This is a genomic window from Halopseudomonas xiamenensis (assembly GCF_014219065.1).
In the GTDB taxonomy this organism is placed as follows: domain Bacteria; phylum Pseudomonadota; class Gammaproteobacteria; order Pseudomonadales; family Pseudomonadaceae; genus Halopseudomonas; species Halopseudomonas xiamenensis.
Genome location: NZ_JACLGO010000022.1, coordinates 29,209 through 50,214, shown reverse-complemented (window position 1 = coordinate 50,214; position 21,006 = coordinate 29,209). Strand labels below are relative to the sequence as shown.

The window sequence follows — 21,006 nt, the reverse complement described above, 5'->3', positions numbered from 1 at the left end:
TGGGCGCTACACCCCAACCCGGGTTGTCGCGCGCCTGCGCGACGACCAGCGAGGGGCCGTCATTACACCGCACTCTGGCGTAGCCGGGATGCTGGTGCGGGAATCAGACCTCCCGCCATTGTCCCGGCTGCAGATCGCCCAACTCCCATTCCCCAATACGCATCCTGACCAGCCGCAGGGTCGGCAGGCCGACGGCCGCGGTCATGCGGCGCACCTGACGGTTGCGGCCCTCACGGATGGTGATCGCCAGCCAACTGGTGGGAATGCTCTTGCGAAAACGCACCGGCGGATTGCGTGGCCACAGCGCCGGCTCGGCGATCCGCTCGACCTCGGCGGGCCGGGTAGGGCCGTCGTTCAGCAACGGACCGGCACGCAGTTGTTCGAGCTGCTCCGCGCTCGGCTCGCCCTCCACCTGCACCCAATAGGTCTTGGCCAGCTTGTGCTTCGGGTCGGTGATGCGCGCCTGCAACCGACCATCGTTGGTCAACAGCAACAGCCCCTCGCTGTCCCGGTCCAGCCGACCGGCGGGATAGACGCCCGGGATATCGACAAAATCCTTCAACGTCATGCGCCCCTGGCCATCGGTGAACTGCGTCAGTACGTCGAACGGCTTGTTCAAGGCGATCAGCCTGGGAGTGGCCGGCGCAGGCGTGGGCTGGCGGCGGGGTTTGCCGGAGCGATGGGCTGGAGCAGGTTTGCGTGGGGCGTGCTTCATGATCGATCGGGGTTGTGAGCGGAGGGTCATGCTAATGAGCTTTGCCGGGGCAGTCCAGATGCAGGGATTGGTGCAGGTGTCTGGGATGGTACCCGATCGCGGCGGGCCCGCCGCCCCTCCGTCATCCTTCGCGAAGGCGAAGGACCCACAGGCCAAACCGAGTCAGCCGGAACCCTGGATCCTTCGCCTTCGCGAAGGATGACGGGGAGGGGGCGAAGGAGGCGGGGAAGGGGCGAGAGATGACGGGGAGAGGCAAAGGATGACGAGGAGGGGTGAGAGGTGACAGGGAGGTGCGAAGGAAGTCGAGATTTGGATCGGTATGTCGAGTTTCCTATCAGTACCGCAGAAGTTGCAATCCATCAGCACCACCGAAGTCTCAGGCCGTGGTGACCAGCCGCCGTTGCAGAACCGTCTGCGGCCAGGGATGGCCGTAGACGAGCGCCATGGATGGCGGGGTGCGCGTTCTGCAACGGCGGCTGGTCATCGCGGCCCCACTCCAGACCCGCCCCAGACTTATCAACGCCAACGCCAACGCCAACGCCATCACAGCGCACTACCCCCAAACAGCACCCTCTATCACCACCAGCATAGCCAAAAACCTACCAAGCCCCCTGCGGCATACTGCGCTCCACCAGCTTGCGCACATCCACCCCGCGGGGCAGGGTGCCGTAGACCCGGCCATGGCCCGCCAGCCGGCTGGCGATAAAGGCGTCGGATACCACATTGTTGCCTGCATCCAGCAACAGCCTCGCCTGCAGCGCCACGGCGATATCCTCGGTCAGTTGCCGGGCGCGGTACTGGATGTCGTCCTTGTCGGCAAAATGCCGTTTCAACTCATCGACATGCGTCTGCAGCCGGGCATCGCCCTTGCCATCGTCCAGCTCGGTGAACAGCATCTCGACCAGATCCGGCTCCTTCGACAACGCCCGCAGCACATCCAGGCACTGCACATTACCGGAGCCCTCCCAGATCGAATTGACCGGCGCCTCGCGGTACAGCCGGGGCAGGATGCTGTCCTCGACATAACCGGCGCCGCCCAGGCACTCCTGCGCCTCGTTGATCATCGCCGGGGCGCGCTTGCAGATCCAGTATTTGCCGATGGCGGTGACCAGGCGGCTGAAGCCGGCCTCATGCCGGTCATCGGCAGTGTCCAGCGCCTTGGCCATACGCATGGTCAGCGCCAATGCCGCCTCGCTTTCCAGTGCCAGGTCAGCCAGCACGTTCTGCATCAGCGGCTGTTCGACCAGTACCCGGCCACCCACCAGCCGGTGTGCGCAGTGGTGGGCGGCCTGGGTCAGCGCCTGGCGCATCAGCGAACTGGAACCGATCATGCAGTCGAAGCGGGTCATGGCGACCATCTCGATGATGGTCGGCACCCCGCGGCCTTCCTCACCGAGCATCCACGCCAGCGCCCCGCGGAACTCCACCTCGCTGGACGCATTGGCCTTATTGCCGAGCTTGTCCTTCAGCCGCTGGATATAGAACTGGTTGCGACTGCCGTCGGGGCGGTGACGCGGCAGGAGGAAGCAGCTCAAACCCTTGTCGGTCTGTGCCAGGGTCAGGAAGGCATCGCACATCGGCGCCGAGCAGAACCACTTGTGCCCGACCAGCTCATAGGCCTGCCCCGGCCCGCCGCTGCCCACCGCGGAGGCGCGGGTGGTATTGGCGCGCACATCGGTGCCGCCCTGCTTCTCGGTCATCGCCATGCCGATGGTCAATCCGCTCTTGCGCTCCATCGGCAGATTGCGTGCATCGTACTGGCGCGACAGTATCTTCGGCAGCCAGGCTTCGGCGAGGTCCGGTTGCAGGCGCAGCGCCGGCACGCAGGCGAAGGTCATGGTCATCGGGCAACTGGTGCCGGCCTCGGCCTGGTTGTGCAGGTACATGGTCGCGGCGCGGGCGACATGGGCGCCGGGGCGCGGGTCGGCCCAGGGCGCGCTGGTAATGCCGTGGGCTATGCCGGCGCTCATCAGCTCATGATAGGCCGGGTGAAACTCCACCACATCGATGCGGTGGCCATAGCGGTCATGGCTGTGGAACACCGGTGGGTTGGCATTGGCCAGAAAGCCGGCCTGCATCAGGGGGCCACCGGCCAACTGCCCGTAGGCCGACAGTTGCTCGCTCGCCCAGTCGCCACGGTAGCGGTGCACCCATTGCTGCAGCGGCAGATCGCTGTTGTACAGGTTGAGGCCATCCAATGGCGGAACCTGATTGGTGACTTCATGGGTTTCGGCACAGGTATGCGGTGTCATGGTCGTGGCTCCTTATCCGTGTCACCAGTATGCGCGCAGTGAGTCAGGATTCAAGGGGGCCGGGGTCACCGGGATCAGCCGATGACGGTGATGACGATTTCCTTGATCACGAAGGCTGCTACCCCCAGGCCCAGGGCGAAGAACAGCACCATGGTGCCATAGCGTCCGGCCTTGGACTTCTTCGCCAGGTCCCAGACGATGAACGCCATGAAGGCGACCAGGGCGAAAAGAGTCAGGGGCAGGGCAAGGGCTTCGAATTCTTCGTAGGACACGATGATCTCCTAATGGGAAAAAGATGTTTATTGGTTGACCAGGTGATTGAGTGGCAATTCCGTGCTGGATACCACCTGGTTCAGCACGAAACTGGAGCGCACACTGGAGACCCCCTCGATGCGGGTCAGGGTGCCCAGCAGAAACTGCTGATAATGATCCATGTCGGGGACCACCACCCGCAGCTGGTAATCGGCATCCATCCCGGTGACCAGGCTGCAACTCAGTACTTCCGGGCACTTGCGGATGGTTTCCTCGAAACCGGCGAAGCGGTCCGGGGTATGCCGGTCCATGCCGATCATCACGAAGGCGGTCAGCGTCAGGCCGAGCTTGTGCGGGTCCAGTAACGCCACCTGGCGGGTGATATAGCCGCTTTCCTCCAGTTGCTTGACCCGCCGCGAACAGGGCGAGGGCGACAGGCCGATCCGCTCGGCCAGCTCCTGGTTGCTGATGCGCGCATCCTGCTGCAGTGCGGCAAGGATCTTCAGGTCATAACGGTCGAGATTGTTGTCATGCATGTGCTCACCTTTCGTTATTGCTGGAACCCGGTATATGGCGAGATATTATTGCGCAATATAAGCCATGGAGGGCAATAAAAGGCAAGAAATGGCGCGGCAGCCTCGGTACTATAACCACATGTTTTCAAGCCATAGCCGGCGAGTCCAATCAGCTGCCGCCAATCAGCGGCGCCGAGACGACAGGCCCTACCGGACCCGATCGTCACCCGGCTACCCAGCCCACGAGGCCACGGGACAGGCAGTATTCCACAAGGATATCCGACGGACCCAGCGCAAACGGCCGACCTCGTCGGCCGTTTGCGTTTGTGCGTAATGGCAGGTCACACCGGGTCCTTGTGCACCAGCACCTCGGCCTGGCTGAAGCGCTGTTGGATCGCATGGCGCACCTGCTCGCCCAGCTCATGGGCCTCGGTCAGCGGCAACTCGCCGGGCAGTTCCAGATGCAGTTGCATGAACCACTGCTGGCCCGACTGCCGGGTGCGCAGATCATGTACGTCGATCACCCCGGGCACGGCGCGGGCCAGGGCCAGCGCCTCCCGGCGCACCTCGTCGGGCAGTTCGTGGTCCATCAGCACCTGGACCGCATCGCGACCGATCTGCAGCGCACCGAAACCGATGAACAGCGCAACACCGATACCGAACAGCGCATCGGCACCCGGCAGGCCGTACCAGGCGAGCACCAGCGCGGCAATGATGCTGGTATTCATCAGCAGATCGGAGCGGTAGTGCAGGGCATCGGCGCGGATGGCTGTGGAGCCGGTACGCTGGATGACATGGCGTTGGAAGCGCAACAGCAACAGCGTGGCGACGATCGACAGAAGCATCACCGCGACCCCGAACCAGGCCGCCTCCACCGGCCTGGGATTGCGCAGATGGTCGATCCCCTGCAGCAGTACCAGCACCGCCGAGCCGGCAATGAAGGCGGATTGGGCCAGGCCGGCCAGGGCCTCGGCCTTGCCATGGCCGAAGCGGTGGCCCTTGTCCGCCGGCGTCAGCGCATAGCTGACCGCGATCAGGTTGATCAACGAGGCGCCGGCATCCATCAGCGAATCGATCAGCGAGGCCAGCAGGCTGACCGAACCGGACATGAACCAGACCACCGCCTTGAGCACGATCAGCGTGATCGCCACCGCCACCGAGGCATAGGTCGCCTGGCGCAGCAAGCGGGCATTGCGCTGGGTCAGGGAGGTGGCGTCGTCCACCATCAGCCGCGCGCCGGCAGGCCGAGCAGCGCCAGTTGCTCAGCTGGCGGGTGCGACAATTGGCGGGCCTGCTCCAGCGGCAGTTGCAGCCCCAGATCCTGTTGCAGGATGGCCTTGAGCTTGAGCGGATCGACCTGCCCCTCGGCGTCGACTGCCTGGTTCAGGCGCTCCGGCGCCAGGGTGTAGCGCTCGTCGGGAAAATAGATGGCCCCGGTGGCGAAGTCCACGGCGAAGGCGATCAGTCCGGGGATGATATAGAACAGCAAGCCCATGCCGTTGAGAATGGCCACGCCCGGATCGATCTCACCACTGATCTGGCCCCGGCGTTCCGGGTAGAAGAGGGTGCCGCAGGCGGACAGTTGGGTAATCAGAGTGGCGCTCAGCAGAACGCTGGCCAGAGCCTTCAGGCGCATTTCATTCCTCATGGGTGGTAGATGATGACACAGATGCCACTATACGCTGCTGCTGCCTGCGCTTGAAGCTGGCGGCGTATCCGCTGGCGTATAATGCCGCCTTTACCCTGACTGCGAGAGCCGATGAGCGACCTTCCCGTACAGGCCGTGCTGGGCGAACTGGACCGGCAACTGGCGACCCATCCCTGTGTGGTGCTGCAGGCGCCGCCCGGCGCGGGCAAGACCACCCTGGTGCCGCTGGCGCTGCTGCGCAGTGAGTGGCTGGCCGGGCAGAAGATCATCCTGCTGGAGCCGCGCCGGCTGGCCGCGCGCGCTGCCGCCGAGCGCCTGGCGCAGATGCTTGGCGAGCCGGTGGGGCAGACCGTCGGCTACCGTATCCGCCTGGAAACGCGGGTCAGCGCCGCCACCCGTATCGAAGTGGTGACCGAGGGCATTCTGCAGCGGCTGCTGCAGGCCGATCCCGAATTGCCGGGCGTGGGCCTGGTGATCTTCGACGAATTCCATGAACGCAGCCTGGATGCCGACCTGGGCCTGGCGCTGTGCCTGCAGACCCAACAGTACCTGCGTGAGGATCATCCGCTGCGGTTGCTGGTGATGTCGGCGACGCTGGACGCCGCCGGGGTCAGCCGCCTGCTGGATGACGCACCCCTGGTCAGCAGCGAGGGCCGGCAGTATCCGGTGCGCATCGAGCATGGCGCCGCGGCCGTGCCCGGCCAGCCGCTGGAACCGCAACTGGAGCGGCTCATCCTGCAGGCGCTGGCCACCGAGACCGGCAGCCTGCTGGTGTTCCTGCCGGGCGCGGCGGAAATCCGCCGGCTGCAAGGCCGCCTGCAGGATGCCCTGGCCAGCCGTGCCGATGTGGATATCACTCCGCTGTATGGCGATCTGGATTTCACCGCCCAGCGCCAGGCCATCAGCCCGGCGTCGCCGGGGCGGCGCAAGATAGTGCTGGCCACGCCGATCGCCGAGACCAGCCTGACCATCGAAGGCGTGCGTGTGGTTATCGACTCGGGCCTGTGCCGCGAGCCGGCCTTCGACCCGGTATCGGGCATGACCCGGCTGCACACCCGGCGTATTTCCCGTGCCGCCGCCGAGCAGCGTGCCGGCCGCGCCGGGCGCATGGAGCCGGGCGTCTGCTACCGGCTGTGGTCGGCGGACCAGCATGCGCAGCTGGTGGCCCAGGGGCAGGCCGAGATCCTGCAGGCGGACCTGGCGCCGCTGGCATTGCAACTGGCGCAATGGGGTATCGATGATCCGGCGGAGTTGCGCTGGATGGATCGACCGCCGTCCGCCGCACTGCAGCAGGGCCGCGACCTGCTGGTGCAACTGGGGGCGCTGCAGCCCACTGCAACCGGCTGGCAATTGACCGGGCATGGCGCGGCACTGGCCGCGCTGCCGATGCACCCGCGCCTGGCGCATATGCTGGTGCGTGGCCAGAGCCTGGGCCTGGGGCGCCTGGCCTGCCGGCTGGCGGCGATACTCGGTGAGCGGGACCTGCTGCGCGGCGTGGAGGATGCCGATATCAGCCGCCGGCTGGCCGCATTCGATGCACCACGCGGCGAGCCGGCGCTGGACCGCGGCGCGCTGCAACGTGCCCGGCAACTGGCTGAACAATGGCAGCGGCTGATCGCCGGCACTGCCGCCTCGCATGCCCTGGCCGAACCGCACAGCGAGCGCTGGGCCGGCCTGCTGCTGGCGCTGGCCTACCCGGATCGTATCGCCCGGCGGCGTGGCGAGCAGGGCAGTGACTACCGCCTGGCCAATGGCCGCGCGGCGGGCTTTGCCCAGGTCGACAGCCTGCAGCAGCAGGAATGGCTGGTGGTGGCCAGCCTCGGTGGCCACGCCGCCCAGCGCAATGCGCGCATCTTCCTGGCCGCCGCGGTGCAGCCGCAGCAGCTGGAGGAATACCTGCCGGAGCTGTTGAGCACCGAGCAGACCCTGGAATGGGATGCCCGCAGCGAAACCCTGGTTGCCGAGCGGCAACGGCGCATCGGCTCGCTGGTGTTCAGTCGTGAGCCGCTGAGCGCCATCGATCCGGCCCAGCGCAGCCGCGCCCTGTGTGGCGTGGTGCGCCGCCAGGGCCTGACCCTGTTGCCCTGGACCCCGGCGCTGCGCCAGTGGCAGGCGCGGATCATGCTGCTGCGCCAGCTGGACCTGCAGGCGGGGCGGGACAGTACCTGGCCGGACCTGTCCGATCAGGCATTGCTCGATACCCTGGAAAGCTGGCTGCAACCCTACCTGGACAGGGTCAGCCGGCTGGCGCACTTTGCCGGGCTGGAGCTGGGTGCGATACTCGCCGGGCTGCTGCCCTGGCCGCTGCCCCAGCAACTCGACGAACAGGCCCCGACCCACTGGACGGTACCCACCGGCTCGCGTATCCGCATCGACTACAGTGAACAGCCGCCGGTGCTGGCGGTGCGTCTGCAGGAAATGTTCGGCAGCACCGATACGCCGCGGATCGCCGGTGGGCGGCTGGCGCTCAAGCTGCACCTGCTGTCACCGGCGCGCCGGCCGGTGCAGGTGACCCAGGACCTGGCCGGATTCTGGGGCGGCAGCTATGCCGAGGTGAAGAAGGACATGAAAGGCCGCTACCCCAAGCACTACTGGCCGGATGATCCGCTGCAGGCCGAGCCGACCACGCGGGCCAAACCGCGAAAGGGGTGATACGGGAGCCTGTTGACCCCGGCGTCCCCGGCTCAGGTCGTAAAGGTGTTCACTTAAGCCGACATCTCTCCCAAAACCCGTCATCCTTGCGGGATTGCTTTTTGCCTCACCTCGTCATCCTGGTGGGATTGCTCTTTGCCTCACCTCGTCATCCTTCGCGAAGGCGAAGTATCCACAGGCCACTCCGAGTCAGCCGGCACCCTGGATCCTTCGCCTGCGCGAAGGATGACGAGGGAGAAGCGAAGATGACGGAGAGAAGCGAAGGATGCGGTGTACTGAGGATGACGGGAGACGGGAAGGATGAGGGTGTGTGAAGGATGACGGGGGTGTGAAGAGTGACGGGCGCGCGTACAATGCCCAGCCCCGTTTCACCTTCGGAGTACGCCCGTGGACAACACCAGCCAGATTCTTCAACGCAGCGCCGAACTGTTCGCCGGTCAACGCCTGCTGCTGGTCAATCCCCCCGTGGATGGGCTGACCCGCCAGTTGCCCGCCGACTGGCATGTCTGGACCTGGGATTACTTCGTGCAGCAGGGTCTGGGTGCCAACCTGGAGCAAGGGCATCTGAGGTTTTCCCACCTCTGCCCGCAGGTTGAAGGGTTGGACGGCGCCATCCTGGTGATGCCCAAGGCCATCGAGCGGGCCGAGTTCGCCCTGGCGCAGATGGTGCCGCTGCTGCGGGCCGGGTGTCCGCTGTATCTGGTCGGGGAGAAGAAGGGCGGCATCAGCCGCGCGGAAAAGCTGCTGGCCAGCCACGGCAGCGCCATCGAGAAGCTCGATTCGGCGCGGCACTGCCAGCTGTGGCGCAGCGTCGTGCATGGCGACGCCGCGCCTTTCCGGCTGCAGGATTGGCAGCAGAGCATCACCCTGGAATTCCCCGACCAGAGCGTTGAACTGTTGAGTCTGCCGGGGGTGTTCAGTCATGGCCGGCTGGATGAGGGCAGCCAGTTGTTGCTGGAGGAACTGGCGCCGCTGCCCACCGGCAAGGTGCTGGACTTCGGCTGCGGTGCCGGGGTGCTGGCCACGGTGCTGGCGCGGCGCAATCCCGGTTGCCGTTTCGAACTGGTGGATGTCGATGCGCTGGCGCTGTATTGCGCCGGCGAGACCCTGCGCCGCAACCAGGTGCAGGCGGAGGTCTACCCCTCCGATGGCCTGGGCGATGTGCATGGCCGCTACGCCGCGGTGGTGAGCAATCCGCCATTCCATACCGGCATCCGCCATGACACCAGTGTCGCCGAGCAATTCTTCAACGAGGTGACCCGCAACCTGTTGCCGGGTGGCGAGCTGCGCATCGTCGCCAATGGCTTTCTCAAGTACCCGCCGCTGATTGAGGCGCATATCGGCCAATGCCGCGTGCTGCGTGAGAACAGCAGATTCAAGGTGTACTCGGCGGTGGCGCCGGGTTGATTCGGCCGATGGTAGTTGCTAAAGTTGCCGCCGTCTTAGGGGAGTAGTCTCTCCGGAAGCCTGCCTTCCAAAGGCAAACGTCAACATATTCGGCCCGCAGGCCGTGGCGTTTGCGACCCGCCGTCACTTCGGGTGACTGGGTTTGACGAGACCTTTGACATATGCGCACCAGCCGAGGGCGGGGGTGTTCGTATGTCATTGGAATGGTCGACCCGCCCTCTTATGGAATATCCGTGGAAGCCTTACTTGTTTCAACCGGGGTAGTCACGCTGGCAGAGATCGGCGACAAGACCCAATTGCTGGCGCTGCTGCTGGCGGTGCGTTTTCGTCGGCCCTGGCCGATTGTCTGGGGGATCCTGCTGGCAACGCTGGTCAACCATGCGCTGGCCGGTGCCGTTGGCCAACTGGTTGGCCAGTTGCTCAGCGATACCTGGTTGTACAGCCTGCTGGCGGTGAGCTTTATCGCTGTTGCCGCCTGGACGCTGGTGCCGGACAAGCTCGATGATGACAACACCCCGCCGATCAGCCGCTACGGCGCCTTCATGGCGGCGCTGGTGGCCTTCTTCCTGGCGGAAATGGGTGACAAGACCCAGGTCGCCACCGTGGTCCTGGCTGCGCAGTTCGATGCCTATCTGTGGGTCGTGCTGGGTACCACCCTGGGTATGATGCTGGCCAACGTCCCGGTGGTGTTTCTCGGCAATGCCGCAGCCGGCAAGCTGCCGCTGGACCTGATTCGCCGGATCACCGCGTTGATCTTCCTGCTGCTGGGACTGTATGCCGGTTGGCAGGCGTTGGCCGTCGGCTGAGCCTGCCTGCTCCAGCGTGACCGGGCGCCCAGGGGGGATGGGTGCCCGATCCGCTGTCGTCGAGCGGGGGCTCGATAACCCGTGGCTGGTCTTACTTTATATTCTCCAAAAGAATATATAAGTTCCAAAATAGTATTTTTCGCTATATCGGTTTCCCGTCTACTATCTGCTCCGTCGATACGCAAGTATCAATCCATGATCCGGAGCAAGACCATGACCGCAACAACCCAATTGCATGCGGCTGTGGACGATCAGAAGGTATTGGCCGCCATTGCTGAAGCGCTGAAAAGCATTCAGTTCGGTGCAGTGGAGATTACCCTGCACAACGGCCAAGTGGTGCAGATCGAACGCAAGGAAAAGATCCGCTTCCAGCCGCCAACCCGAACGTCCTGAATTACCCGACCACGGGACAGTGCCAACACGATTTCAGTAACCACCCGCCGACTGGAACACCAGAGGTGTGTGCAACCGACACTACAACATGGAGAACACCATGACACGGCTTGCCGCATCCAGTCAGACCCGACTCTGTAACAGCACCAGTGGACGAATGTGTCGGTAAGCAAACCGACCCTGAACGCTTCCCTGATTGCTTTTACCGAGTGCTTATCATGAAGAAAATTCTGCGCAATACCCTGGTGGGTGGCCTCGCCACTCTGCTGGCCGGCTCCGTGCTGGCGGACAATATCACCCTGCTGAACGTGTCCTATGACCCGACCCGCGAATTCTATCGCGAGTACAACCGGGCGTTTGGCGACTACTGGAAACAGCAAACCGGCGATACCGTTACCGTGCGTCAATCGCACGGTGGCTCGGGCTCCCAGGCCCGTTCGGTGATCGACGGCCTGGATGCCGATGTGGTGACCCTCGCACTGGCCTATGATGTGGACGCGCTGCGCCAGCACGCCCAACTGATCCCGGAAAACTGGCAGAGCCGTCTGGACAAGAACAGCTCGCCCTACACCTCGACCATCGTGCTGCTGGTGCGCAAGGGCAACCCGAAGAACATCAGGGACTGGGACGACCTGGTGCGCGATGACGTGGCAGTCATCACCCCCAACCCGAAAACCTCCGGTGGGGCACGCTGGAACTACCTGGCCGCCTGGGGTTATGCGTTGAAGCAGAATAATGGTGACCAGGACAAGGCCTATGACTTCGTCAGCAAGCTCTTCGCCAATGTGCCGGTACTGGACCCGGGTGCCCGTGGTGCGACCAACACCTTCGTCCAGCGTGGTCTGGGTGACGTGTTCATTGCCTGGGAAAACGAGGCTTACCTGTCGGTAGAACAGTTGGGCAAGGGCCAGTTCGAGATCGTCGTGCCCTCGGTCAGCATCCTCGCCGAGCCGCCGGTGACGGTGGTCGACAAGAACGTCGATCGCAAGGGTACACGCAAGACTGCCGAAGGCTACCTGCAGTACCTGTACAGCGATGACGCGCAACGTCTTGCGGCCAAGCACTACTACCGCCCGAGCAACCCGGAGATCGCCAAGGAGTTCGCTGAAAAGTTCGTCGATGTCGAACTGTTCGGTATCGACGAGGTGTTCGGCGGCTGGGAAAAGGCACAGAACGAGCACTTCAACGACGGTGGCCACTTCGACAGCATTCTGGAAAACATCGCCAGACGCTGATCAGCCCGGACCTCTGTAGCCCAGCCCTAGATCCCCCCTCTCCCCTTGCGGGACAAGCGAAGCGCAGAACAGCCGAAGGCTGGCCCGAAGGGCGAGCACGCCAGTGCGAGTAATGGGGCAGGGGGAGAGGGGGCTGCAGTACACCGACCGGCGCTTTTACATAACCCGGGCGCCAACGCCCGGGCTTTTTTCGAGGTGATGCATGTTCTTTTCCGCCAAGCAACGACGGGTCATACCCGGTTTCGGGCTGACCATGGGCTTCAGCCTGTTGTATCTGGGCTTCATCTTTCTCATTCCGGTAGGCGGGCTGCTGCTGTACACCTCGCTGATGAGCTGGGATGAGTTCTGGAGCGCCGTAAGCCACCCGCAGGTGGTGGCGTCCTACAAACTGTCCTTCGGTGCCTCGCTGATCGGCGCGACCATCAACCTGGTGTTCGGTGCCCTGGTTGCCTGGGTGCTGGTGCGCTACCGCTTTCCCGGCAAGAAGATTGTCGATGCGCTGGTCGATCTGCCATTCGCGCTGCCCACCGCGGTGGCGGGTATCGCGCTGGTTACCCTGTATGCCTCGACCGGCTGGGTCGGGCAGTACCTGAATGTGTTCGGCATCCGGGTCGCCTACTCGCAACTGGGGGTGGTGATCGCGCTGACCTATATCGGCCTGCCATTCGTGGTACGTACCGTACAACCGGTGCTTGAGGACCTGGAGGCCGAACGCGAGGAGGCCTCCGCTAGCCTGGGCGCCAGCCGTTTTACCACCATCCGCCGGGTGATCCTGCCATCGCTGTTGCCGGCGCTGCTGACCGGCTATGCACTGGCCTTTGCCCGCGCCGTGGGTGAGTACGGCTCGGTGGTGTTCATCTCCGGCAACATGCCGTATCGCACCGAGATCACCCCGCTGCTGATCGTGGCCAAGGCCGAGCAGTACGACTACAACGGCGCTGCCGCCATCGGTACGGTAATGCTGGTAGCCGCCTTCCTGTTGCTGCTGCTGATCAATGGATTGCAGTGGTGGACCCAACGTCGAGGCCTGTGAGGATAACCGCATGACGACGCAAACCCTGACCCATGTGGCCAACCCGGAACTGGCCGCCCGCTGGCGCCGCGCCACCGAAGAACCAGCCTGGGTACGCTGGACGCTGATCGGCGTGGCCCTGACCTTCCTCGCCCTGTTCCTGGTGCTACCGCTGTTGGTGGTGCTCTACGGCGCCTTCGAGCAGGGGCTGCAGGTGTGGTGGGCGGCGATCAGCGAGCCGGATGCGCTGGCGGCGATTCGCCTGTCGCTGCTGGTGGTATTGATCGTGGTGCCGATCAATCTGGTGTTCGGCGTGGCCGCTGCCTGGGCCATCGCCAAGTTCGAATTCCGTGGCAAGCCGATCCTGATTTCGCTGATCGACATGCCGTTTGCCATCTCCCCGGTGGTGGTGGGGCTGATCTTCGTCATCCTGTTCGGCTCACAGGGCTGGCTTGGCCCCTGGCTGGCGGCCCACGATATGCGCATCATCTTTGCCGTGCCCGGTATCGTCATCGTGATCGCCTTCGGCACCATGCCGTTCATCGCCCGGGAGCTGATCCCGCTGATGCAGCAGCAGGGCAAGGAAGAGGAAGAAGCCTCGTTGACCCTTGGGGCCAGCGGCTGGAAGACCTTCTGGTACGTGACCCTGCCGAATATCAAGTGGGGGCTGATCTACGGAGTGATCCTGTGTAACGCCCGCGCCTTGGGCGAGTTCGGCGCGGTGGCGGTGGTGTCCGGGCGTATCCGCGGCGAGACCAACACCATGCCGCTGCATATCGAGGTGCTGTACAACGAATACATGTTCACCGCCGCCTTTGCTGTGTCGTCGCTACTGACCGGCCTGGCGCTGGTCACCATCGCGGTCAAGAGTTTCGTCGAGTGGCTGGATGAGCGTAATCGTCCAGCTATCGCCAGTCATTGAGAGAGCTGATATGAGCATTGAGATCGATCGGGTAAACAAGCGTTTCGGCGACTTCGTCGCTGTAGACAATGTCAGCCTCACCCTCAACGATGGTGAACTGACCGCACTGCTCGGGCCATCCGGCTCGGGCAAGACCACGCTGCTGCGTATCATCGCCGGGCTGGAACAGCCGGACAGCGGACGTATCCGCTTTCACGGCCAGGACACCACCGACCTGCATGTCAGTGATCGCGGTGTCGGCTTCGTGTTCCAGCACTATGCGTTGTTCAAGCACATGAGCGTGTATGAGAACGTCGCCTACGGCCTGACCGTCCGGCCGCGCAGCCAGCGGCCAAGCAAGGCGGAGATCCGCAAGAAGGTCATGCACCTGCTGGAGATGGTGCAGCTGGACTGGACCGCCGATCGCCTGCCGTCGCAGTTGTCCGGCGGGCAGAGACAGCGTATCGCCCTGGCCCGGGCGCTGGCTGTGGAACCCAAGGTGTTGCTGCTGGACGAGCCGTTCGGTGCGCTGGATGCCAAGGTGCGCGCCGAGTTGCGCCGCTGGCTCAGGCGGCTGCACGATGAAATCCACGTCACCAGCGTGTTCGTTACCCACGACCAGGAAGAGGCGCTGGAAGTCTCCGACCGGGTGGTGGTGATGAACAAGGGCAAGGTGGAGCAGGATGGCAGCCCGGAACAGGTCTACGACAATCCGGCCAACCCCTTCGTCTACCAGTTCCTGGGCAACGTCAACCTGTTCCATGCCCGGGTGCAGGATGGTGTGGCGCGCATCGGCAGTGTCAGCCTGGCCGCTCCGGAATACGCCGGCCAGCGTGACAGTCGGGCTCTGGCCTATGTGCGCCCGCACGATATCGAGGTGCTGGGTGACCGCCGTGACGATGCACTGCACGCGCAGATCGAACTGGTCTCGGTGGTCGGCCCGACCGTGCGCCTGGAACTGCGCACCGACAACAGCGAAAGCGTGGTGCAGGCCGAGCTGACCAAGCACCGCTTCCGCGAGCTGGGCCTGGGGCAGGGCAGTGATGCCTGGATCAGGCCGGTCAACAGCCGGGTGTTCCTGGAGGACGGTGAGCTGCAGGCGGGTTGAGCGGCACCGGCAAGGCCAGTCCCTGGCTGACCCGGTGGTCAGCCGTGCCGGCCACAGGTAGTATCCCTGCATGGCATTGTTCCCGACGGGCGTCTGCCGTCGGAACCACTATGGGAGGATACGATGAGCAACGACACCTACACACCGCCCCGGGTCTGGACCTGGGACAAGGACAATGGCGGCCAGTTCGCCAACATCAACCGTCCGATCGCCGGCCCGACCCATGACCGTGAGCTGCCGCGCGGCAAGCATCCGCTGCAGCTGTATTCGCTGGCCACACCCAACGGGGTCAAGGTCACCATCATGCTCGAAGAGCTGCTGGAGCTGGGCATCGCCGAGGCCGAATACGATGCCTGGCTGATCCGCATCAGCGAAGGCGACCAGTTCGGCAGCGGCTTCGTCGGGGTCAACCCCAACTCGAAGATCCCGGCCATGCTCGACACCAGCGTGAATCCGCCGCTGCGGCTGTTCGAGTCCGGCTCCATCCTGCTGTATCTGGCCGAGAAGTTCGGCGCCTTTATCCCGCAGGATATCCGCGGGCGCACCGAGTGTCTCAACTGGTTGTTCTGGCAGGTGGGCAGCGGGCCTCTGCTCGGTGGTGGCTTCGGCCATTTCTACGCCTATGCGCCGGAAAAGTTCGAGTATCCGATCAACCGCTACACCATGGAGGTCAAGCGTCAGCTGGATGTGCTCGACCGGCAGCTGGCCGACAATCGCTATATTGCCGGGGACCAGTACAGCATCGCCGACATGGCCATCTGGCCTTGGTATGGCGGCGTTGCGACCAACCAGGTCTACGGGGCGGCGGAGTTCCTTGAAGCCCACACCTATACCCACGTACTGCGCTGGGCGGAAGAGATTGGGCTGCGTCCGGCGGTAGAGCGCGGGCGCAAGGTCAACCGCACCTGGGGCGAGTTGGACGAGCAGGTGCCGGAGCGGCATTCGGCGGAGGATTTTGATTGAGCGGCTGCTTCCCGGTCTGCCTGGCGTAGCGCCCGAACACGAACCGAGGGCGCTACACCTCAGGGGGAAACAGCATTTGCCCCGAAGCGCTCTGACTGCATTTCCGTCAGGCGACTCAGGGTGCGGCGGAAGGAGAAAGTCAGCGCGCCGCTGGTATACAGCTCATCCAGCGGCACGTCCGCCTCGATATACAGCGGTACCCGTCGGTCATAGCATTCATCCACCAAGGCAATCAGCCGGCGCACGCTATCGTCCTGGCGGGTCAGTGGTGGCAGCACCCGATCCCCGGCCTGCACCTGCTCCACGGCATCCTCGGTACCCCGGGCGATGCCTGCTTCGCGCAGTGTGCCGCTGAGGCCGGGAACCCGGCCCAGCAGAATGACCGGGTAGCGGTCGCATAGCGCCATGAAATCCTGGGCGGCCAGCGGTTGCTCGCACAGCTGCGAGAAGTCGAACCAGATGGCCGTAGCGCAGTGGCGAAGGGGATGCAGCTGTTGGTGGTTGACGGTCAATGGGCGGTCAGAGCAGCTCTGTCCCTCACACAACTGGTCGAAAAGCCCGGCCAGCGCCTGCTCGTCCCGCACCCAGTAACGCTGAACCGCTTGTGCCGGGTGCAGACGGTGATCCTGTCCGCCATCCACCTGCAGCACCCGCATGTGCTGCTGTATGGCAGCGATGGCTGGCAGCAGGCGCTCGCGGTTGTGGCCATGTTCATATAGCTGCTGGGGTGGCTGGTTGGAGGTGGCGACCAGCACCATGCCCTGGGCGAACATCTCCAGAAACAGTCGGCCGAGTATGCTGGCATCGCCGATATCATTGATGAACAGCTCGTCGAAACACAGTACCCGCGCCTCGGCAGCCAGTTCCCGGGCGATGATGCTCAGCGGATCGGCGCTGCCGGTCAGGGCGAACAGGCGGCGGTGCACCCATTGCATGAAATGATGGAAGTGCTGGCGCCGGCTCGGCACCTGCAGGCTGTTGTGGAAACTGTCCATCAGCCAGGTCTTGCCCCGGCCTACCGGGCCCCACAGGTAGACGCCCATGGGTGCCGGCGTGGTGCTGCCGTCATGCAGGGACTGGTGCAGGGCCTGCAGCGCCAGGACCGCTTTTTGCTGGGCCGTGTCGGCTACGAAGCCCTGCTCCAGGGCCTGGTGCCAGGATTGCAATGGTGAAGAAGCAGGGGAGAATGTCATGGGGGCATATGATGGCCCAGCTGCCGGTGCGATACCAGCCGCTGGGTGGGCTGCTCTTGCAGTAATAGACGAGGCTGATTGGCGGCGTTTGCAGTACCATGACCGATTGCCCGCTGGCAGGGTAAGTGAGGAGAAAGCATGTGTGAATTGATGGGCATGAGTGCCAACGTGCCGACGGATATCTGTTTCAGCTTTTCCGGGTTGATGCAGCGTGGCGGCCGTACCGGGCCGCATTGCGATGGCTGGGGTGTGGCCTTCTACGAAGGGCGCGGGGTGCGCTGTTTCCATGACCCGGCGCCCTGCCACAGTTCGGCTATCGCCCAGCTGATCGAGAGCTATCCGATCAAATCCGAGAACGTCATCTGTCATATCCGCCAGGCCAACGTCGGCCGGGTCAGCCTGGCCAATACCCATCCGTTCACCCGGGAGTTGTGGGGGCAGTACTGGACCTTCGCGCATAACGGCCAGATCAATGATTTCGCTGCCGGGGAGGGGCCCTTCCAGCCGGTCGGCAATACCGACAGCGAAGCGATCTTCTGTGATCTGCTGAACCGCCTGCGGGCGCGCTTTGCCCAGCAGCCGAGCCGGGAAGACATTCTCGACTGCCTGACCGAAACCTGCGCCGGCTATCTCGCCCGCGGCGTGTGCAACCTGCTGCTGAGCAACGGCGAGTGGTTGTTCACCCTGTGCTCCAGCAAACTGTCCTGGATCACCCGCCGCGCGCCCTTCGGCCCGGCTCACCTGCGGGACCTGGAGGTGGCGGTGGACTTCCGTGAGCACACCACGCCGAACGATGTGGTGACAGTGATTGCCACCGAGCCGCTGACCAGCAACGAGCAGTGGCACGGCTATCAGCCGGGGGAGTGGCGGCTGTGGCAGGGCGGCGAGACGCTGATGCAGGGAAATGTGCTGCGAGGCGACCCGGCGTAGCGCGGGGGGCGCTACACCCCCAGGGCAAGCCGCGCAGCACTGCGCAGGGGGCGACGCCTCCCAGGAAAACCGCGTAGCACTCCCCGGGGTTGGCGAGCGCCTGCTCGCCGACCTGGTTCGGGCCGCTGCGCAGTCTCAGGCAGTGCAGCGGCGTAGCGCAGGGGCGCTACACCCCCAGGGCAAACCGCGCAGCATTGTGCAGGGGGCTACACCCTGGGGCGGGCAGGCCGGTAACGGCATCGGTGCGGCCTGCAAGGTTATTTCAGTCGGTACAGGGCTGGTTCTTCAGCGTGGCCTGGGTGACGTTGCTGCCCGGTGGCAGGCTGCGGGTGATCCACACATTGCCGCCGATGGTGGAGCCGGCACCTATGGTGATGCGCCCGAGAATGGTCGCACCGGCATAGATCACCACATCATCCTCGACGATCGGGTGGCGGGCATGACCCTTGAGCAGGTTGCCCTGTTCATCCGCCTCGAAGCGCTTGGCGCCCAGGGTCACCGCCTGGTAGATGCGCACCCGCTCACCGATCACCGCCGTCTCGCCGATCACCACCCCGGTACCATGGTCGATGAAGAAACTCGGGCCGATCTGCGCGCCGGGATGGATATCGATACCGGTATCCGAATGCGCCAGTTCACTGATGATTCGCGCCAGCAGCGTCAGCCCCTCCTTGTACAGCAGGTGGGCCAGGCGGTGATGCACGACCGCCATGACTCCCGGGTAGCATAGCAATACCTCGTCCACCGATTTGGCCGCCGGGTCACCGTGATAGGCAGCCATCACGTCGGTATCCAGCAGCCGGCGCAGGCCGGGCAGGGCAGCGGCGAAACGCCTGACGATGGCCCTGGCCTGTTGCACCAGCTCCTCATGTTGCACCGGCTGCTTGCGGTTGGCATGGCGCAGTTCCAGTACCGCCTGCTGCAGCAGGGCGTTGAGCGCCGAGTCCAGGGTGTGGCCGACATAGAAGTTCTCGTTGGCCTTGCGCAGGTCGGCTGGCCCCAGGCGCATGGGGAACAGCGCCCCGGCCAGAGCCTCGATGATGCCCTGCATCACGGTACGCGATGGCAACTCGCGGTCGCCGGGTTCGTGGGTGCGCCCCTGTGCCGAGCGCCACTCGGAGCGGGCTTCGTGCAGCTGTTTGACGATGCCGTCGAGCTGCCAGTCGTGATCTTGTTTCATGAATATGCGCTGGGTTGCGGAAGATGCCCCATGGTAGCACCCCAGAACGTCATGCAAAGCCGCAGGACGTCAAGAATCGCCCTCGCGAAGCCAGGCGCTGCTCTGGACGCAGCGAGTCGCCCCAGCGTCGTTCTGTCTGAACTCCCCCGCGCTTGCACTCGTCGTAACAGGTATGGAATGCCAGAAGCCCCGTTCCGCCTGACGGAACGGCATGTCCAACCACGATGCGAGGTACTGCCATGTACGAACACATCACCCAATCGGCGCTGTCGGAATTGCTGAAACTCCAGGGCCACACCTTCCTCTCGCTGTACATGCCCATGGAGCGTACTTTCCCCGGGCGTGAACAGAACCCGATCCGCTACCGCAACCTGCTGCGTCAACTGCGCGAGCATCTGGATCTCAGTACCGGCGCCGCAGGCCAGCACAGCCTGCTCGAGCCCTTCGAGGCGCTGTTGAGTGATGACCGGCTATGGAACAGCCCGCGTAGTGGCCTGGCGGTGATCGGTGGCGACAACCTGTTCCGCGTATTCTCCCTGCATCAGTCGGTGCCGGAGCAGGTGCGGGTGGATCGCCAGCCCTATCTCAAGCCGCTGCTGCGCCTCAGCCAGGCTGCCGGTACCTTCCAGGTCCTGTGCGTGACCCGCGATGCGGTGCGACTGTTCGAAGGCGACCATGATGTGCTGCATGAGGTCGAACTGCATCCGGCGGTGCCGCGCAACCTGGAACAGGCGTTGGGCTCGGAACTGACCGAGAAGAACCAGTCAGGCCACCCGGATGGCTTCAGCCGCGCCGCGGAGAAGGCCGGCGGCATGACCATGCACGAGTCCGGCGGTGGCGGCAAACAGGATGAGATCGATATCGACCGCGAACGCTACTTCCGCGCCATCGACAAGACGATCAGTGAACACCATTCCCGGCGCTCGGGGCTACCGTTGATTCTCGCCGCGCTGCCGCGCAACCAGGCGGCCTTCCGCGCCGTCAGCCACAATCCTCAGTTGCTGGACGAGGGCGTGACCCTGGACCCGGCGCTGCTCGATGGCGATGCGCTGCGCCAGCCCTGCGGCGAGATCATGAGCAAGCGCTACAGCGCCTGGCTGGACACCATGCTGGAACGCTACGGAGCGGCCCAGGGCAAGCAACTGGCCTGCGAGAACGTGCCGGAGATCGGCGAGGCGGTGTTTGCCGGACGGGTTGCGGTGCTGCTGGTCGAATCGGGACGCAACCTGCCCGGGGTGGTCAATCAGCAGAGCGGTGCGGTGGATCTGTATGAGCTCGATGGGGATGGCAAGGCCGCGGAGGCGGGTGCCGACGTGCTGGACCAATTGATACCGCGGGCGGTGCAGACAGGTGCCGAGGTGGTGGTGGTGCCGCCTGGTTTGCTGCCGGATGGGGCGGGGGCGGCGGCGGTGTTCAGGTTCTGAGGTGGTGGTTGGATTGCCCCCTCTCCCCAGCCCTCTCCCGCGAGGGGAGAGGGGGCTGTCCGTGCTCTGTGGATGTAATCTGTCTTCCTGATACTTTTCGCCTGCATGAGAGAGGGTTTTCCCAGCGGGCACATTCATGCCCCCTCTCCCCTCGCGGGAGAGGGCTGGGGAGAGGGGGCCACAACCTCACAACTTGGCGATCGACACCTCCGTGGACTTCACAAAGGCAATCACCTCCGACCCGACCCTGAGCCCCAGCTCGTCTACCGAGCGGGTGGTGATCACCGAGGTGACGATACCGGCGGCGGTCTGTACGTCGATCTCCGAGAGAACATCGCCGCGCAGGATCTCGCGGATGTGGCCCTTGAACTGGTTGCGTACGTTGATGGCTTGAATGGTCATGCTGGTGGTTTCCTTGTT

General features: G+C 64.3%; 20 protein-coding genes and 1 riboswitch. Of the genes, 11 read left to right on the top strand and 9 right to left on the bottom strand.

Going from position 1 to position 21,006, the window contains the following annotated elements; all coding sequences use genetic code 11:
• Positions 1–103: 103 nt before the first annotated feature.
• The 6 genes from H6X51_RS14395 to H6X51_RS14370 all read right to left on the bottom strand — a co-directional run bounded on the left by H6X51_RS14395 (position 104) and on the right by H6X51_RS14370 (position 5,370).
• A complete protein-coding gene (locus H6X51_RS14395; protein ID WP_185268203.1) occupies positions 104–715 on the bottom strand; it encodes a pseudouridine synthase in 612 nt (203 codons plus the stop codon).
• A gap of 599 nt (positions 716–1,314) precedes the next feature.
• Positions 1,315–2,967 carry an acyl-CoA dehydrogenase family protein gene (locus tag H6X51_RS14390; RefSeq protein ID WP_185268202.1) on the bottom strand — a complete coding sequence of 551 codons (1,653 nt, stop codon included), beginning with the start codon at positions 2,965–2,967 and terminating at the stop codon, positions 1,315–1,317.
• Positions 2,968–3,041: 74 nt separating this feature from the next.
• Entirely contained in the window at positions 3,042–3,239 is a 198-nt protein-coding gene (locus tag H6X51_RS14385) for a DUF2788 domain-containing protein (RefSeq protein WP_185268201.1), read from the bottom strand.
• Positions 3,240–3,266: 27 nt separating this feature from the next.
• Positions 3,267–3,755: an Lrp/AsnC family transcriptional regulator gene (locus H6X51_RS14380; protein WP_185268200.1), complete on the bottom strand. Its 489-nt coding sequence runs from the start codon at positions 3,753–3,755 to the stop codon at positions 3,267–3,269.
• A 320-nt stretch (positions 3,756–4,075) separates the two neighbouring features.
• A complete protein-coding gene (locus H6X51_RS14375) occupies positions 4,076–4,960 on the bottom strand; it encodes a cation diffusion facilitator family transporter (RefSeq protein ID WP_185268199.1) in 885 nt (294 codons plus the stop codon).
• The gene (locus tag H6X51_RS14370; protein ID WP_185268198.1) at positions 4,960–5,370 is read right to left on the bottom strand and encodes a polyribonucleotide nucleotidyltransferase; all 411 of its coding nucleotides are present in this window, start codon (positions 5,368–5,370) and stop codon (positions 4,960–4,962) included. The genes H6X51_RS14375 and H6X51_RS14370 overlap by 1 nt, the downstream gene beginning before the upstream one ends.
• A gap of 123 nt (positions 5,371–5,493) precedes the next feature.
• On the opposite strand from H6X51_RS14370, the gene hrpB reads away from it, so the two are divergent.
• The 9 genes from hrpB to yghU all read left to right on the top strand — a co-directional run bounded on the left by hrpB (position 5,494) and on the right by yghU (position 15,859).
• Positions 5,494–8,034 carry an ATP-dependent helicase HrpB gene (gene hrpB / locus H6X51_RS14365; protein WP_185268197.1) on the top strand — a complete coding sequence of 847 codons (2,541 nt, stop codon included), beginning with the start codon at positions 5,494–5,496 and terminating at the stop codon, positions 8,032–8,034.
• A 387-nt stretch (positions 8,035–8,421) separates the two neighbouring features.
• A complete protein-coding gene (locus H6X51_RS20355; protein ID WP_185268196.1) occupies positions 8,422–9,441 on the top strand; it encodes a methyltransferase in 1,020 nt (339 codons plus the stop codon).
• Positions 9,442–9,467: 26 nt separating this feature from the next.
• Positions 9,468–9,649, top strand: a riboswitch (yybP-ykoY riboswitch).
• 25 nt (positions 9,650–9,674) lie between these two features.
• The gene (locus tag H6X51_RS14355) at positions 9,675–10,247 is read left to right on the top strand and encodes a TMEM165/GDT1 family protein (RefSeq protein WP_328795679.1); all 573 of its coding nucleotides are present in this window, start codon (positions 9,675–9,677) and stop codon (positions 10,245–10,247) included.
• Positions 10,248–10,460: 213 nt separating this feature from the next.
• Positions 10,461–10,640, top strand: coding sequence for a DUF2292 domain-containing protein (locus H6X51_RS14350; protein WP_185268194.1), 180 nt, complete (start codon positions 10,461–10,463; stop codon positions 10,638–10,640).
• A gap of 218 nt (positions 10,641–10,858) precedes the next feature.
• Positions 10,859–11,875, top strand: coding sequence for a sulfate ABC transporter substrate-binding protein (locus H6X51_RS14345; RefSeq protein WP_185268193.1), 1,017 nt, complete (start codon positions 10,859–10,861; stop codon positions 11,873–11,875).
• Between the two features lie 202 nt (positions 11,876–12,077).
• Positions 12,078–12,908, top strand: coding sequence for a sulfate ABC transporter permease subunit CysT (gene cysT, locus H6X51_RS14340; RefSeq protein WP_185268192.1), 831 nt, complete (start codon positions 12,078–12,080; stop codon positions 12,906–12,908).
• Positions 12,909–12,918: 10 nt separating this feature from the next.
• Complete coding sequence (gene cysW, locus H6X51_RS14335; protein ID WP_185268191.1) at positions 12,919–13,809, top strand: sulfate ABC transporter permease subunit CysW; 891 nt, start codon at positions 12,919–12,921, stop codon at positions 13,807–13,809.
• 10 nt (positions 13,810–13,819) lie between these two features.
• Complete coding sequence (locus H6X51_RS14330) at positions 13,820–14,896, top strand: sulfate/molybdate ABC transporter ATP-binding protein (protein ID WP_185268190.1); 1,077 nt, start codon at positions 13,820–13,822, stop codon at positions 14,894–14,896.
• A gap of 123 nt (positions 14,897–15,019) precedes the next feature.
• A complete protein-coding gene (gene yghU, locus H6X51_RS14325) occupies positions 15,020–15,859 on the top strand; it encodes a glutathione-dependent disulfide-bond oxidoreductase (protein WP_185268189.1) in 840 nt (279 codons plus the stop codon).
• Positions 15,860–15,918: 59 nt separating this feature from the next.
• On the opposite strand, the gene zapE is transcribed toward yghU, so the two are convergent.
• Positions 15,919–17,052 carry a cell division protein ZapE gene (gene zapE, locus H6X51_RS14320; protein WP_185268188.1) on the bottom strand — a complete coding sequence of 378 codons (1,134 nt, stop codon included), beginning with the start codon at positions 17,050–17,052 and terminating at the stop codon, positions 15,919–15,921.
• Positions 17,053–17,190: 138 nt separating this feature from the next.
• Between zapE and H6X51_RS14315 the strand changes: the two genes are divergently transcribed.
• On the top strand, positions 17,191–17,982 hold the full coding sequence (locus H6X51_RS14315; RefSeq protein ID WP_185268187.1) for a class II glutamine amidotransferase: 792 nt from the start codon (positions 17,191–17,193) through the stop codon (positions 17,980–17,982).
• A gap of 262 nt (positions 17,983–18,244) precedes the next feature.
• Here H6X51_RS14315 and epsC read toward each other — a convergent pair whose 3' ends face one another.
• Positions 18,245–19,162, bottom strand: coding sequence for a serine O-acetyltransferase EpsC (gene epsC / locus H6X51_RS14310; protein ID WP_185268186.1), 918 nt, complete (start codon positions 19,160–19,162; stop codon positions 18,245–18,247).
• 239 nt (positions 19,163–19,401) lie between these two features.
• On the opposite strand from epsC, the gene H6X51_RS14305 reads away from it, so the two are divergent.
• Positions 19,402–20,586, top strand: a complete 1,185-nt coding sequence (locus H6X51_RS14305; protein WP_185268185.1) for a baeRF3 domain-containing protein — start codon at positions 19,402–19,404, stop codon at positions 20,584–20,586.
• Between the two features lie 186 nt (positions 20,587–20,772).
• Here the strand turns inward: H6X51_RS14305 and H6X51_RS14300 are convergent, their stop codons facing one another.
• Positions 20,773–20,988, bottom strand: coding sequence for a TOBE domain-containing protein (locus tag H6X51_RS14300; protein WP_185268184.1), 216 nt, complete (start codon positions 20,986–20,988; stop codon positions 20,773–20,775).
• Positions 20,989–21,006: the final 18 nt, after the last annotated feature.

Bases quoted from the DNA above. Each gene is read 5' to 3' on its own strand.
- H6X51_RS14395 (WP_185268203.1), bottom strand. From the start codon at position 715: ATGAAGCACGCCCCACGCAAACCTGCTCCAGCCCATCGCTCCGGCAAA.
- H6X51_RS14390 (WP_185268202.1), bottom strand. From the start codon at position 2,967: ATGACACCGCATACCTGTGCCGAAACCCATGAAGTCACCAATCAGGTT.
- H6X51_RS14380 (WP_185268200.1), bottom strand. From the start codon at position 3,755: ATGCATGACAACAATCTCGACCGTTATGACCTGAAGATCCTTGCCGCA.
- H6X51_RS14375 (WP_185268199.1), bottom strand. From the start codon at position 4,960: ATGGTGGACGACGCCACCTCCCTGACCCAGCGCAATGCCCGCTTGCTG.
- H6X51_RS14370 (WP_185268198.1), bottom strand. From the start codon at position 5,370: ATGCGCCTGAAGGCTCTGGCCAGCGTTCTGCTGAGCGCCACTCTGATT.
- hrpB (WP_185268197.1), top strand. From the start codon at position 5,494: ATGAGCGACCTTCCCGTACAGGCCGTGCTGGGCGAACTGGACCGGCAA.
- H6X51_RS14350 (WP_185268194.1), top strand. From the start codon at position 10,461: ATGACCGCAACAACCCAATTGCATGCGGCTGTGGACGATCAGAAGGTA.
- H6X51_RS14345 (WP_185268193.1), top strand. From the start codon at position 10,859: ATGAAGAAAATTCTGCGCAATACCCTGGTGGGTGGCCTCGCCACTCTG.
- cysT (WP_185268192.1), top strand. From the start codon at position 12,078: ATGTTCTTTTCCGCCAAGCAACGACGGGTCATACCCGGTTTCGGGCTG.
- cysW (WP_185268191.1), top strand. From the start codon at position 12,919: ATGACGACGCAAACCCTGACCCATGTGGCCAACCCGGAACTGGCCGCC.
- H6X51_RS14330 (WP_185268190.1), top strand. From the start codon at position 13,820: ATGAGCATTGAGATCGATCGGGTAAACAAGCGTTTCGGCGACTTCGTC.
- yghU (WP_185268189.1), top strand. From the start codon at position 15,020: ATGAGCAACGACACCTACACACCGCCCCGGGTCTGGACCTGGGACAAG.
- zapE (WP_185268188.1), bottom strand. From the start codon at position 17,052: ATGACATTCTCCCCTGCTTCTTCACCATTGCAATCCTGGCACCAGGCC.
- H6X51_RS14315 (WP_185268187.1), top strand. From the start codon at position 17,191: ATGTGTGAATTGATGGGCATGAGTGCCAACGTGCCGACGGATATCTGT.
- epsC (WP_185268186.1), bottom strand. From the start codon at position 19,162: ATGAAACAAGATCACGACTGGCAGCTCGACGGCATCGTCAAACAGCTG.
- H6X51_RS14305 (WP_185268185.1), top strand. From the start codon at position 19,402: ATGTACGAACACATCACCCAATCGGCGCTGTCGGAATTGCTGAAACTC.
- H6X51_RS14300 (WP_185268184.1), bottom strand. From the start codon at position 20,988: ATGACCATTCAAGCCATCAACGTACGCAACCAGTTCAAGGGCCACATC.